Annotated in this window: 13 protein-coding genes; all 13 read left to right on the top strand. The window is 71.9% G+C overall.

Annotated elements, in window-relative coordinates; genetic code table 11:
* On the top strand, positions 1-329 hold a 329-nt coding region (locus L615_RS23900; RefSeq protein ID WP_261376786.1), incomplete at its 5' end, for an enoyl-CoA hydratase/isomerase family protein.
* Complete coding sequence (locus L615_RS20230) at positions 326-1,129, top strand: enoyl-CoA hydratase/isomerase family protein (protein ID WP_145726274.1); 804 nt, start codon at positions 326-328, stop codon at positions 1,127-1,129. The genes L615_RS23900 and L615_RS20230, both read left to right, overlap by 4 nt.
* A 7-nt stretch (positions 1,130-1,136) precedes the next feature.
* On the top strand, positions 1,137-1,961 hold the full coding sequence (locus tag L615_RS20225) for an enoyl-CoA hydratase/isomerase family protein (protein ID WP_145726273.1): 825 nt from the start codon (positions 1,137-1,139) through the stop codon (positions 1,959-1,961).
* Positions 1,962-1,963: 2 nt separating this feature from the next.
* A complete protein-coding gene (locus tag L615_RS20220) occupies positions 1,964-3,619 on the top strand; it encodes a class I adenylate-forming enzyme family protein (protein WP_145726272.1) in 1,656 nt (551 codons plus the stop codon).
* A 134-nt stretch (positions 3,620-3,753) separates the two neighbouring features.
* Positions 3,754-5,541, top strand: coding sequence for a class I adenylate-forming enzyme family protein (locus L615_RS20215; protein ID WP_145726271.1), 1,788 nt, complete (start codon positions 3,754-3,756; stop codon positions 5,539-5,541).
* A complete protein-coding gene (locus tag L615_RS20210) occupies positions 5,538-6,824 on the top strand; it encodes a Rieske 2Fe-2S domain-containing protein (protein WP_145726270.1) in 1,287 nt (428 codons plus the stop codon). Before L615_RS20215 ends, L615_RS20210 begins: the two co-directional genes overlap by 4 nt.
* Positions 6,824-7,381 (top strand): aromatic-ring-hydroxylating dioxygenase subunit beta, encoded by a 558-nt coding sequence (locus tag L615_RS20205; protein ID WP_145726269.1) that lies wholly within the window; start codon positions 6,824-6,826, stop codon positions 7,379-7,381. The genes L615_RS20210 and L615_RS20205 overlap by 1 nt, the downstream gene beginning before the upstream one ends.
* Before the next feature lie 9 nt (positions 7,382-7,390).
* Complete coding sequence (locus L615_RS20200) at positions 7,391-7,678, top strand: hypothetical protein (RefSeq protein WP_261376785.1); 288 nt, start codon at positions 7,391-7,393, stop codon at positions 7,676-7,678.
* Positions 7,666-8,934, top strand: a complete 1,269-nt coding sequence (locus L615_RS20195; RefSeq protein WP_145726268.1) for an acetyl-CoA hydrolase/transferase C-terminal domain-containing protein — start codon at positions 7,666-7,668, stop codon at positions 8,932-8,934. Before L615_RS20200 ends, L615_RS20195 begins: the two co-directional genes overlap by 13 nt.
* 13 nt (positions 8,935-8,947) lie before the next feature.
* Positions 8,948-10,168 (top strand): acetyl-CoA C-acetyltransferase, encoded by a 1,221-nt coding sequence (locus L615_RS20190; protein ID WP_222430637.1) that lies wholly within the window; start codon positions 8,948-8,950, stop codon positions 10,166-10,168.
* Complete coding sequence (locus L615_RS20185; RefSeq protein WP_145726267.1) at positions 10,165-11,493, top strand: OB-fold domain-containing protein; 1,329 nt, start codon at positions 10,165-10,167, stop codon at positions 11,491-11,493. Before L615_RS20190 ends, L615_RS20185 begins: the two co-directional genes overlap by 4 nt.
* Positions 11,493-12,683, top strand: coding sequence for an acetyl-CoA acetyltransferase (locus L615_RS20180; protein ID WP_145726266.1), 1,191 nt, complete (start codon positions 11,493-11,495; stop codon positions 12,681-12,683). Before L615_RS20185 ends, L615_RS20180 begins: the two co-directional genes overlap by 1 nt.
* A gap of 112 nt (positions 12,684-12,795) precedes the next feature.
* Positions 12,796-13,577 (top strand): LLM class F420-dependent oxidoreductase (locus L615_RS20175; protein WP_145726265.1); only part of this gene is annotated, 782 nt, incomplete at its 3' end.

Here is a 13,577-nt window from a genome sequence, read left to right as displayed (position 1 = left end):
CGCGCGCCGTCGGCGCCCAACGGGCCCTCGGTCTGCTGCTCTCCGGCGACCGGCTGTCCGGCGTGCAGGCTGCCGAGTGGGGCCTCGCCTACCGCTCGTACGCCGCGGACGAGTTCGACGAGGAGGTCGCGGCCTTCGTCGCCCGGCTCGCCGGTCGCCGTACCGACGCGGTCCGCAGCATCAAGAAGCTGGTTCGCGACGGTCTCCGCGGTGACCTCGGTGCCGGCCTCGACCTGGAGATGGACACCGTCGTCGCGCACATCTGTGGCGACGCCGGCGGTGCCAGCGTGACGGCCTTCGCGGGCCGCAAGGAGGAGAAGAAGTCATGACAGCGCTGGTCAGCGAAGGACTCGTCCTGCTGGACCTCGAGGACGGCATCGCCCGGATCCGTCTCAACCGGCCGGAGGCGTCCAACGCCGTCGACGCCGAGCTGCTCCGGGCGCTGCACGAGGTCGTGCTCCGCTGCCACGCCGAGCCCACGGTGCGGGTGGTCGTGCTCAGCGGCGAGGGCCGCAACTTCTGCGCGGGGGGTGACGTCAAGACGTTCGCCAGCAAGGGCGAGGCGCTCCCCGACTACCTGCGGGAGGCGACGGCGTGGCTGCAGCTCGCGACCGCCGCGCTGATCCAGCTCAAGGTCCCGGTGATCGCACAGGTGCAGGGCTTCGCGGCCGGTGGCGCGGGCTTCGGCTTCGTGTGCGCCGCCGACCTCGTCGTCGCGACCGAGAGCGCGAAGTTCTTCTCCGGTGCCGTCCGCGTCGGCATGGCGCCCGACGGCGGCACGACGGTGACGCTCGCCCGGATCGTCGGGCTGCGCAAGGCGCTGGACATCCTGCTGACCAACCCGACGCTGAGCGCCGCCGAGGCCCACGACCTGGGCATCGTCAGCCGGGTCGTGCCCGACGACGAGCTGGCGAGCGCGGTGGACGCGCTCGCCGCCGACCTGGCGGCGCAGCCGCCGCTGGGCCTGGCCGCGACCAAGCGGCTGGTCTGGGACGGCCTGGGCTCAACGGTCGCCGAGCGGATGCCGGAGGAGGCCCGCGTGGTCTCCGAGCTCTCGGGCACCGCGGACAGCCGTGAGGCGCTCGCGGCCGTCATCGAGCGTCGCACCGGCGTCTACCAGGGCCGCTGAGGTGGGCATGATCGAGATCCCCGGCCAGGAGCCGGTGCCCGCGGAGCCGGACTCGGTCCGGGTGACCGACGAGGGCGCGGTCCGCGTGATCACCCTCAATCGGCCGCACGTGAAGAACGCGATCAACCTGCCCCTGCGCTTCGCGCTGGCCGAGGCGCTCGAGCAGGCCGACGCCGACGCCGGCGTCCGGGTCATCGTGCTCACGGGGGCCGAGGGGGCGTTCTGCTCGGGCGGGGACATCTCGACGATGCGACGCCAGCCGCGCAACGAGACGACCGCGCGCGCCCAGGCAGCCCAGCGCGTCGTCCGCGCGATCTGGCACACGCCCAAGCCCGTCGTCGCGGCCGTGGAGGGTCCGGCGTTCGGCGCCGGCACGGCCCTCGCCCTCGCCTGCGACCGGGTGGTCGCGGCGAGCGACGCCACCTTCGCCACGACTTTCACCGGAGTCGGACTCGCCGGTGACATGGGGATCTTCGCCTCGCTGCCGGCTCGGGTCGGCGTCTCGCGGGCCCGGCAGATGTTGATGCTGGGCACGCGGGTCAAGGGAGCCGAAGCCGGGTCCATCGGCCTCGTCGACCGTGTGGTCGACCCGGGGGAGGCGCTCGCCGCCGCCCTCGAGGACGCCGCCACGCTGGCGGCCGGGCCTCCCCTCGCCCTCGGGGTGATCAAGCAGATGCTCTCCGGCGAGCCGCGTCATCCGCTCGCCGTGCTCGATCTCGAGGTCCGCAACCAGACGATGCTCTGGGACAGCGCGGACTTCGCCGAGGGGGTCACTGCCTTTGCCGAGAAGCGTCGCCCGGTCTTCGGTGCGACCCCACCCCAGGAGAACTGACCTTGACCACGAGCGCCCCCGACGAAGCGGACGTCCTCACCACCTCCTACCTCCCCGCGGACACCAGCGTCGACCTGATCGACCTGACCGTCCCCGCGCTGCTGGCCGACCGCGCCGCGGCCCACCCCGACCGGCTCGCGCTGGTCGGGACCCGCCACGGCGACGGGGCCGAGGTCCGGCTGACCTACGGCGAGCTGTACGACGAGGCCCAGCGCGTCGCGACCGCGATCCGCCAGCTGGCCGAGCCCGGTGAGCACGTGGCCATCTGGGCGCCGAACGTCGTCGAGTGGGTGCTGGTCCAGCACGGCGCAGCACTCGCCGGCGTCGTCCTCGTCGCCCTCAACCCGGTGCTGCGTCGGGCCGAGCTCGAGTACGCCGTCGACCACTCCCGCTGCACCGTGCTCCTGCACGCCGACAGCAGCCGTGACTACGACATGCGGTCGGTGGCGGCCGAGGTCGCGGCCGAGCGGCCGCACCTGCGTCTGGTCAGCCTGTCCGACCGCGCCACGTGGCGCGCCGAGGAGGTCGACCCGGCCGTGGTCACCGCGGCGCCGAGCGACCCCGAGCTCCCGGTGATGCTGCAGTACACCTCCGGCACCACGGGCAACCCCAAGGGCGTGCTGCTGCGGCACCGCTCGCTGGTCAACGTCGCCAAGCTGACCATGGAGTACGTCGACATGCCGGCCGGGGCGGTGACGATCAACCCGCTGCCGATGTTCCACACCGCGGCCTGCGTCATCGGCACGCTGGGTCCGCTGTGGCTGGCCGGGACCGAGGTGCTCGTCGAGCAGTTCGCGCCCGTGCCGGTGCTCGAGACCATGCGTCGGGAGCAGGTCGAGGTCCTCTTCTTCGTGCCGGCCGTCCTCGGGGCGCTGCTCGAGGCCCAGCGGGTCTCCGACCAGCCCGCCCCGCAGCTGAAGGTGGCGCTGGGCGGTGCGTCCAACCTGCCGGCGACGATGATCGAGGCCACCGAGCAGACCTTCGGAGCTGCCGTGACCAACCTGTTCGGCCAGACCGAGCTGTCGCCGGTCCTCACGGCCACCCGCCCGGGCGACGCCCGGGAGGACAAGCTGCGCACCGTCGGGCACCCCCTGCCGCAGGTGGACGTCAAGATCGTCGACCCGCTCAACCAGGTCGTTCCGCTCGGCGTGCCGGGGGAGATCTGCGCCCGCGGCTACCAGCAGCTCATCGAGTACCTCCACGACCCGGAGGCGACTGCGGCCACGGTCGACGCCGACGGGTTCGTCCACACCGGTGACCTCGGCGCGATGGACGAGCGCGGCTACATCACCCTGACGGGCCGCCTCAAGGAGCTGATCATCCGCGGGGGCGAGAACATCGCCCCCGCGGGGATCGAGTCCTGCCTCGCCGAGCACCCGGCCGTGCTGTCGGCGACGGTCTTCGGCATCCCGGACGACCGGATGGGTGAGATCGTCGGTGCCGGTGTGCACCTGCGCGAGCCCTCGGCCGCCGAGGACCCCGCGGCACTCGCGGCGTCGCTGATCGCCCACTGCAAGGAGCGGCTGTCGCCGTACAAGGTGCCGAGCCGCTGGTTCCTGGCGGGCGACCTGCCTGCCACGCCGACCGGCAAGGTCCAGAAGTTCAAGCTGCTGGACCTGCTCGACACCCCCGCCCTGCGCGAGATCACGCCGCGCTGAGGCTGCCGCGGCCGTGCCATCGCTCCGGTGCGGCCGCGGCCCCGACCTGCTCCCTCCGGGAACCGGGGCCCTCCCCGGTTGTCAGATCCCGCATCACGGGATAATCTAATCTAGATTAAAGAAGGTAGGGTGACGTGAACACCATCGCCGAGCGCCGCAGTGCGCTGCACGACCGCTTCAGCACGTGGGTCCCGCGCACCCTCGACGCATGGCTCGACGCCTGCGCCGACCAGTTCCCCGAGCGCGACCTCGTCGTCACCGACGAGCGCGTGCTCTCCTACGCCGAGGTGGCCGAGGAGTCCCGCCGGCTCGCCGACGGTCTCGCCGCCCTCGGCGTCCGCCGCGGCGACCGCGTCGGCCTGCTGATGGCCAACCACGCCGAGTTCGTCACGCTGAAGTTCGCCATCGCGCGGGCCGGAGCCGTGGCCATCCCGTTCAACTTCCTCTACCGCACCGACGAGCTGCGCTACGTGCTCGCGCAGTCCGACTGCAAGGTGCTGATCACCAACGCCGGCTTCCAGGCGCTCGACCACGCCGGGATGCTCGACGAGATCGTGCCGGGCTGGGACGCCCCCGGCTTCGCGGACCGCCCCGCGTCCGGCAACGGTGCGCCCGACGGGCTGCGCCACGTCGTCCTGGTCGAGCGCGACGGTGACACCCCGCGCCCGGGCGCCTTCACCGGTCGCGCCCTGGCCGAGCTGGGCGCCGCCCACGAGGGCGCCGCCGCCGGAGCCGGTCACACCCCCGACGACGTCTCCGACCTGCTCTACACCTCCGGGAGCACCGGCTCGCCCAAGGGCGTGCAGGTCACGCACGACGCGGTGCTGCGGACGGCGTACGCCTCGGCGCTCACCCGCGCCTACGAGGACGGTCGCCGGATCCTCTTCTCGCTGCCCTGCTACCACATGTTCGGCTACGTCGAGGGCCTGCTCTCGGCGACGTACGTCGGCGGGGCGGTCATCATGCTCCCGGCGTTCAGCGCCGAGGCCTACCTGACCGCCATCGAGAAGCACCGCGCCACCGACATGCTCTGCGTGCCCACGATGGCCGTCGCCCTCGTCGAGAGCCCGCTGCGCCACGAGACCGACCTCTCGAGCCTGACCGCGATCCTGTGCGGCTCGGCGCCCGCGCCGGTGTGGCTGTGGGAGCAGGTCGAGCGCGACTTCGGCGTCAGTGAGATCGTCACCGGCTACGGCATGACCGAGTGCGGCGGCGCGATGACGCTGACCCTGCCCGAGGACGAGCTGGTGCTGACCTCCACCACGGTGGGACGCCCGAAGCTGGCCGGCTCGGCGGGAGTGCCCGGCACCGAGCACGAGGGCCTCGCCGCGCTCTGCGTGTACCGCACCGTCGACCCGGTCTCGGGCGAGGTGCTGCCCGACGGCGCCAACGGCGAGCTCACCTCCTCCGGCCCGACCACGATGCTCGGCTACTTCGCCAAGCCCGAGGAGACGGCCGCCGCGCTGCACCCCGACGCCGACGGCACCGTCTGGCTGCACTCCGGCGACCTCGGCACGGTGCGGGAGGACGGTTACCTCGTCCTCACCGGCCGCAGCAAGGAGGTCTACAAGTCCGGCGGCGAGCTGGTGATGCCCAAGGAGGTCGAGGAGGTCCTCGGCGCGCACCCGGGCATCAGCCAGGTCTACGCCGTCGGTGTCGTGGACGACCGCTGGGGCGAGATCGGCTGCGCCGTGGTCGTCCGCGCACCCGGCCCGGAGGGCGACGGCCTCACCGCCGAGGACGTCATCGCCCACGCCAAGGAGCACCTCGCCCGCTTCAAGGTCCCCAAGCGGGTGGAGTTTCTCGAGCCCGACCAGCTGCCCACCACGGCGACCGGCAAGGTCCAGAAGTTCCGGCTCGTCGAGCTCGTCGCCCAGTCTTCGCAGTCTTCGCAGCCTTCACAGCAAGGAGAAACCTCATGACCGCAGTGGTCCCGTCCCCGTCCGAGGTCGAGGAGGGCGGCAGCCGCTACGACCGGCTGATCCAGCCCGCGCGCGTCCACGGCACCCTCTACACCGACCCGTCGATCTACGCCGAGGAGCTGCGCAAGATCTGGCACAAGACGTGGGTCTTCGTCGGGCACGAGAGCGAGGTGCCGCAGCCCAACGACTACGTGCGCAAGCAGCTCGCCGACCAGGACATCGTGATGACGCGGGACAAGGACGGCGAGGTCCACCTGCTCATCAACCGCTGCGCTCACCGCGGCCTCCAGGTCTGCGACGACAAGGCGGGCAACTCCAGCTCGTTCCGCTGCCCCTACCACGGGTGGACCTATCGCAACACCGGCGAGCTGCTGGGCTACCCCTACAACAAGGGCTACGGCGGCAAGAAGCAGCTGCCGCTCGGCATGGGCAAGGTGGCGCGGGTCGCGTCCTACCAGGGCTTCGTCTTCGGCAGCCTCGCCGAGGAGGGCCCCTCGCTCGAGGAGCACCTCGGCGCGGCCAAGGGCGAGATCGACCGCCTCGTCGGCCTCTCGCCGGAGGGCAAGGTCGCCCTCGACGCCGGGTGGCTGCGCCACCAGACCAAGGCCAACTGGAAGTTCCTCGCCGAGAACGAGACCGACGGCTACCACCCCCAGTTCGTGCACGGCTCGATCTTCGGTGTGACCGGCAGCCCGATCGGTGCGCTCTACAGCGACAACTCGACCGCCGTGACCCGCAACCTGGGCAACGGCCACAGCGAGAACGACCTGCGCCCGGAGTTCCGCGCCTTCGCCGAGCCGATGCGCTGGTTCGGCACCACGCCCGACCGCGTCCCCAACTACGTCTCCGCGATGAAGGAGACGTTCGGTGAGGACGAGGCGAACCGACGGATGATCGAGGGTGCGCCCCACGTGATGATCTTCCCGAACCTCTTCATCGCCGAGATCCAGGTCTTCAACATCCAGCCCGTCGGTGTCGGGGAGTGCGTGCAGTACGCCACCGCGGTGCAGATCGCGGGCGGCCACGAGCTCAACCAACGCATGGTGTCGCAGTCGATCGGCTCCGTCGGCCCGGCCGGCATGCTGCTGGCGGACGACACCGAGATGTACGAGCGCAACCAGCGCGGCGTCGCGATGGCCGACCCCGAGTGGCTCGACGTGCGCCGCGGCCTGGTCCGCGAGGAGGTCGACGAGGACGGCTTCACGATCGGCGCCGCGACCGACGAGACCGGCATGCGCGGCTTCTGGAACCACTACAAGTCGCTGATGGAGGCGGAGGACTGATGAGCGAGATCAACCTGCTGGAGCTGCCGCCGCGTCCGGACACGGCCGGCGAGCTGGTGGCCGTCCCGGACGGCTGGGAGGCACGCGAGGTCGAGCAGTTCCTCTACAAGGAGGCGCGGCTCGCCGACGAGAACGACTACGACGGCTGGGAGGCGCTGTGGACTGACGACGCGCTCTACTGGGTGCCCGTCGACGGCGAGGGCGACCATCCGCGAGCGAAGGTCTCGATCATCTTCGACAACCGCAGCCGCATCGCCACCCGAATGAAGCAGGTCAAGACCGGCAAGCGCTACGCCCAGGCTCCGCCGTCCAACCTGCGTCGCATCATCGGCAACGTCGAGATCCTCGGTGGCCGGGCCTCCGCGGGTGGCGACGTCGACCTCGAGGTCGGCGCGAACTTCATCGCCTTCGAGTCGCGCGACCGCGGCAACACGATCTGGGGCGGCCGGACGACGTACCGGCTCCGCAAGGTCGACGGCGAGATCAAGCTGGCCTACAAGAAGGTCGTGCTCGCCGACAACGAGCACGCCGTGCCCACCCTCGCGTTCCTAATCTGAGGCCTCGCCATGAATGACAGCGACCCGAAGGGCTCCGACGGAGCACGCCACGAGATCCGCTTCGAGGACTCCGCCGGCGGGGTGGAGGTCCCAGCGGGGAAGGTCGTCGAGAGCGAGTTCGCCTCGGTGGCCGTTCGCTTGGACACGGAAGGCAACTCCGTCCGGTTGCGGCTGGAGGACTTGCGGACGGGCAAGGTCCGTCACCTCGATGCCCTCGAGATCGAGTCGGTCATCTGGCTCGCGGACGGTCACCTGACCCAGCTGCTCGACCCCTCTCACGAACGGTGGCGGGGGTGAGGATCGACCTCGCAGAGCACGTCCGTCGTGGTGACACGATCACTTGGGGGCAGACGTGCGCGGAGCCGTCCACACTCGTCGAGGAGCTCCTCGCGCAGGCTGATGGCATCGGGGACCTGCGCTGCTTCGTCGGAATCCCGGCCGACAGCGCCCTCACTGTCGACACCGTGCCGGACGGGTTGACCGTCCACTCGTACTGCGGCGCGGGTACCAACTCGGCTCTGCATGCCGTGGGACGGTTGGAGGTCTGGCCGGTCCACTACTCGAACCTGCCCGGCCTGCTCTCGCGCGGTGCCCTGCGCGCCGACGTCGTCCTCGTCCAGGTCTCGCCGCCCGACGGGCAGGGTCGGCACAGCCTCGGGCTCGGGGACGACTACTTCTCGGCAGCCATCGACACCGCCCGGGTCGTGATCGCCGAGGTCAACGACCAGGTGCCGTTCACCCCCGGCGCACGCACCCTCACGGCGGACCAGATCACGGCCTCCATCCGCGTCTCGCGCACTCCGGGCCAGCTGCCGACTCCGACCGTCGGTGACGACACGGTCGCGGTGGCCCGGCGTGTCGCCGAGCTGGTCCCGGACGGGGCCACGCTCCAGTTCGGCATCGGTGCGCTTCCCGAGGCGGTGCTAGCCGAGCTTTTCGACCATCGCGACCTCGGCATCCACTCCGGCATCATCAACGACACGGCGATGCGCCTGGTCGTTGCCGGGGTGGCGAACGGGGCCCGGAAGACGCTCGACCGCGGAGTCGCGGTGGCCGGCCTCTTCGGGGGCACCACGGAGCTCTTCCGCTGGGCAGACCGCAACCCGGGCGTGGCGCTGCGTCCCACGACGTACACCCATGACCCGGAGGTGCTGGCCGCCTCGCACCGCCTGGTCGCGATCAACGCCGCCATCGAGGTCGACCTGACCGGCCAGGTGAACGCCGAGGTCGCGGGTCGTCGCTACGTCGGCGCCGTCGGCGGTGCGGTGGACTTCCTCCGCGGCGCCGGCCAGTCGGCCGGCGGCGTCCCGATCGTGGCGCTGCCCTCGACCGCCCGGAGCCGCAGCGGCCCGGTCCAGCGGATCGTCAGCCGCCTGTCCGGCCCGGTCTCGACCCCACGCTCCGAGGGGATCGTCGTCGTCACCGAGCACGGAGTGGCCGACCTGCGCGGCCTGCCCCTGAACCAGCGGGTCGAGCGCATGATCGCCATCGCCGACCCGTCCCACCGAGCAGAGCTCGACGCGCACGCGGACCGCGTGCTCGCGTCGGTGTGAGGAGCCCCTTCAGATGAACAGCCTGAGGCGTGTCGCCATCGTCGGCCCCGTCCGGACCGCGGTCGGCGGCTTCGGTGGGACGCTGCGTCCGGTCCGGGCCGAGCAGCTCGCCGCGGACGTGATCCGCGCGCTGGTCGACCGCACCGGCGTCGACCCGTCCCGGATCGAGGACGTGTCGTTCGCCCAGTCCTACGCGAACTCCGAGGCCCCGTGCATCGGTCGCTGGGCCGCGCTCGCTGCCGGCCTGCCGATCGAGGTCCCGGGCTTCCAGGTCGACCGCCGCTGCGGCGGTGGCCTCCAGGCCGTGATCACGGCCGCGATGACCGTGCAGACCGGCGCTGCCGACGTGGTGATCGCCGGTGGCGTGGAGTCGATGAGCAACATCGAGCACTACACGACCACTGCGCGCTGGGGATCGCGCTCGGGCAACCAGACCCTCTACGACCGCCTCGACCGCGGTCGCGAGCGCTCCCAGCCGGAGGAGCGGTTCGGGAAGATCAGCGGGATGATCGAGACCGCCGAGAATCTCGCCACCCAGTTCGGCATCGGTCGTGACGAGGCCGACGCGTTCTCCGTTCGCAGCCACCAGCGCGCCGCCGCGGCGTGGGAGTCCGGCGTCTTCGCCGACGAGGTCGTGCCCGTCACCGTGCCCCAGCGCCGCGGTGACGACGTCGTGTTCGACCGCGACGAGGGGGTCCGGCCCGAGTCGTCGATGGAGACGCTCGGCAAGCTGCGGACCGTCACCCCCGGTGGCACCGTCACGGCCGGCAACGCCGCGCAGCAGAACGACGCCGCAGCCGCCTGCCTCGTCGTCGCCGAGGACAAGCTCGACGAGCTCGGCCTCGAGCCGATCGCGTGGTTCGAGGGCTGGGCCGCCGCCGGCGTCGACCCCTCGATCATGGGCATCGGCCCCGTCTCCGCGGTGCAGCGGCTCTTCGCCCGCACCCGCGTCGGCTTCGACGACCTCGACCTGATCGAGGTCAACGAGGCGTTCGCCGTGCAGGTGCTCGCCGTCCTGCAGGGCTGGGGCCTCAAGCTCGACGAGGTCGAGGACCGCCTCAACGTCAACGGCTCCGGCATCTCGCTCGGCCACCCGATCGGCGCCACCGGCGTGCGGATCCTGACCACCATGTTGCACGAGCTCGACCGCCGTCGCGGCGGGTTCGCCCTCGAGACCATGTGCATCGGCGGCGGGCAGGGCATCGCCGCCCTGTTCCGCGGGGTCGCGCGGTGAGCATCGGTCTGCTCGCCTACGGCGCCTACCTGCCGTCGTACCGGCTGGGGAGCGACAGCGGCGTGCGCGGCACCCGCGTCGTGGCCTCCTTCGACGAGGACGCCACCACGATGGCCGTCGAGGCCGCCCGCGACCTCCCGGCCGCCGACTCGGTGTGGTGGGCCAGCACGACGCCGCCCTACCTCGACAAGACCAACGCCTCCGCGGTCCACGCCGCTCTCCGACTGCCGGCGACGGTCCCGGCCGCCGACCTGGTCGGCTCCGCCCGCTCGACCTTCGCCGGCCTGCGGGCCGCGCTCGCCACCGGCGGCCTCGTGGTCGCCGCCGACGTGCGCGTCGGCAAGCCCGGCTCGCTCGACGAGAAGGCGGGCGGCGACGGCGCGGCGGCCGTGCTGCTGGGCGAGGGCGACGCGATCGCGGAGGTGATCGGCGTCGCCGGCGACTCCCTCGAGCTGCTCGACCGCTGGCGCGGGCCCCACGCAGTGACCGGTGAGCAGTGGGAGGAGCGCTTCGGCTTCGAGCAGTACGCCAACCTGGTCCGCCGCGTGGCTGCGCGGCTCCTCGACGCGGCCGGCCTCGCCGAGGCCGACCACGTGGTCGTCACCAGCGGCAACCCGGGCATCACCAAGCGCGCCGGCGCGCTGGTGAAGGGCGCGCTCTCCTCGACCTCCTCCCCGATCGGGTTCTCCGGCGCCGCCGACCCGCTGCTCGGCCTGGCCGCCGTCCTCGACGTCGCCGGGCCGGGGGAGACCGTCCTCGTGCTGTCCGCCGTCGACGGGTGCGACGGCATGCTGCTGCGCACGACTGACCTGCTGCCGCAGCGCCGCGCCGCCCGGCCGGTCGCCGACCAGCTGGCCGCTGGTCGCCCGGTGCCCTACCCGACGTACCTGTCCTGGCGGGGGCTGCTCGAGCGCGAGCTGCCACGCCGCCCCGAGCCCGACCGGCCCGCGGGTCCGCCGTCCGCGCGGGCGGGGGCGTGGAAGTTCGGCTTCGCGGGCTCGCGCTGCACGCAGTGTGGATTCCTGCACCTGCCGCCGCTGCGCGTGTGCCGCGGCTGTTCGGCCGTCGACGCGATGGAGCCGGCGCCCGTCGCCGACCTGACCGGCAGCGTCGCGACGTTCACCATCGACCGGCTGGCGTTCTCGCCGTCCCCGCCGGTGATCGACGTGGTCGTCGACTTCGAGGGCGGCGGCCGGACGACCCTCGAGGTCGCGGACGCCGACCCGGACGCCATCGGCGTCGGATCCGACGTCCGGCTCGTGTKCCGCCGGCTGTTCACCGCCGGTGCCGTGCACAACTACTTCTGGAAAGCGGTGGTCCGCTGATGGCGAGCAAGGGGATCAAGGACGCCGTGGCGATCGTCGGCATGGGCTGCACCCGCTTCGGTGAGCGCTGGGAGTCCTCCACCGACGACCTGCTGCTCGACGCCGTGGGCGAGGCGCTCGGCTCGGCCGGGGTCGAGCGCGACGACGTCGACGCCTACTGGCTCGGCACCCTCGCCTCCGGCCAGTCGGGCCTGACGCTGAGCCGACCGCTCGGCATCGACTACCGGCCGGTGACCCGCGTGGAGAACTACTGCGCCACGGGCTCGGAGTCCTTCCGCAACGCCTGCTACGCGGTCGCGTCCGGCGCCTACGACCGGGTGATGGCCGTCGGTGTCGAAAAGCTCAAGGACTCCGGCTTCTCCGGCCTGCTGCGCTCCGACCCGCCGTCGGACGGCACGGCTGCCGAGCTCTCGCTGACCGCGCCCGCCGCGTTCTCGCTGCTCGACCCCGCCTACACGGCCAAGTACGGCGTCGACCCGGCCGCGATGCGCGACGCGATGACGCACGTGGCGTGGAAGAACCACGTCAACGGCGCCCGCAACCCCAAGGCGCAGTTCCGCAAGGAGGTCTCGCGGGAGACCATCGAGGGTGCCCCGAAGGTCGCTGGGCGGCTGGGCATCTTCGACTGCTCCGGCGTCTCGGACGGCGCGGCCGCCGCGCTCATCGTGCGCGCCGAGGACGCCTACGACTACACCGACCGACCGGTGTTCGTGAAGGCGCTGTCGCTCGCGGCCGGCCCGATGCGCGGGGGCCTGGACCCGGCGTACGACTTCACGTCGTTCCCGGAGGTCGTCCACTCCGCTCGTGACGCCTACGCGCAGGCGGGGATCGACGACCCCCGCTCCGAGATCTCGCTCGCCGAGGTCCACGACTGCTTCACGCCGACCGAGCTGGTGCTGATGGAGGACCTCGGGTTCACCGACGCCGGCCAGGCGTGGAAGGACATCCTCGCCGGCGAGTTCGACGCCGACGGCCGGCTGCCGGTGAACGTCGACGGGGGACTCAAGTCGTTCGGCCACCCGGTGGGTGCCTCCGGGCTGCGGATGCTCTACGAGGCGTGGCTGCAGCTGCGCGGCGAGGCGGGGGTGCGGCAGCTCACCGACCCGCGCCTGGCGCTGACCCACAACCTCGGCGGACGGCCCGGCGGTTGCGTGTCGTTCGTGTCCGTGGTCGGCAACGAGCGGGGCTGACCGCCCGACCGTGCACCGCGGGACGGGGTTGCGCACCCATGTCCCGCTTGTTTAATCTACATTCAAATAAGCGGCGTTACGACGACCGCTTCCCAGGGAGAAGGAGCCCGGCGTGCGCCTCGGCATGATCATCGACTACTCCGGCGGCTTCGCGGAGACCGTCGAGCTGTTGCAGGAGTACGAGCGCAACGGCCTCGACCTCGTCGCAGTGGCGGAGGCCTACTCCTTCGACGCCGTCAGCCAGCTGGGCTACATCGCCGCCCGCGCGGAGAAGCTGCAGCTGATGTCGGGGATCTTCCAGATCTACTCCCGCACCCCGTCGCTGACCGCGATGACGGCGGCTGGCCTCGACTTCGTCTCCGGTGGCCGGTTCAACCTCGGCCTCGGTGCGAGCGGGCCCCAGGTGATCGAGGGCTTCCACGGCGTGAAGTACGACGCCCCGCTCGGCCGCACCCGCGAGGTCGTGGAGATCTGCCGCCAGGTGTGGCGCCGCGAGCCGGTGCAGTTCCAGGGCAAGCACTACACGGTGCCGCTGACCAAGGAGGCCGGCGGCTCGGGCCTCGGCAAGCCGCTGAAGCTGATCAACCACCCGGTCCGTCCCGAGATCCCGATCTCGGTCGCGGCCCTCGGTCCCAAGAACGTCGAGCTGGTCGCCGAGATCGCCGACGGCTGGCAGCCGCTCTTCTTCCACCCGGGCAAGGCCGACCTGGCCTGGGGCGAGCCGCTGCGTGCCGGCCTCGCCAAGCGCGACGCCTCGCTCGGCGAGCTCGACATCCAGCTCCAGACCAGCTTCCACTTCGGCGAGCCGCCGGAGGAGGCGGTCCAGACCGTGCGCAACCAGCTCGCCCTCTACATCGGCGGCATGGGCGCGCGCGACAAGAACTTCTACAACCA

It is taken from the genome of Nocardioides sp. J9 (assembly GCF_007829375.1).
Taxonomy (GTDB): Bacteria; Actinomycetota; Actinomycetes; order Propionibacteriales; family Nocardioidaceae; genus Nocardioides.
This window is presented reverse-complemented; position numbering and strand designations above follow the sequence as displayed.

Bases quoted from the DNA above. Each gene is read 5' to 3' on its own strand.
- L615_RS20230 (WP_145726274.1), top strand. From the start codon at position 326: ATGACAGCGCTGGTCAGCGAAGGACTCGTCCTGCTGGACCTCGAGGAC.
- L615_RS20190 (WP_222430637.1), top strand. From the start codon at position 8,948: ATGAACAGCCTGAGGCGTGTCGCCATCGTCGGCCCCGTCCGGACCGCG.
- L615_RS20200 (WP_261376785.1), top strand. From the start codon at position 7,391: ATGAATGACAGCGACCCGAAGGGCTCCGACGGAGCACGCCACGAGATC.
- L615_RS20225 (WP_145726273.1), top strand. From the start codon at position 1,137: ATGATCGAGATCCCCGGCCAGGAGCCGGTGCCCGCGGAGCCGGACTCG.
- L615_RS20205 (WP_145726269.1), top strand. From the start codon at position 6,824: ATGAGCGAGATCAACCTGCTGGAGCTGCCGCCGCGTCCGGACACGGCC.
- L615_RS20180 (WP_145726266.1), top strand. From the start codon at position 11,493: ATGGCGAGCAAGGGGATCAAGGACGCCGTGGCGATCGTCGGCATGGGC.
- L615_RS20210 (WP_145726270.1), top strand. From the start codon at position 5,538: ATGACCGCAGTGGTCCCGTCCCCGTCCGAGGTCGAGGAGGGCGGCAGC.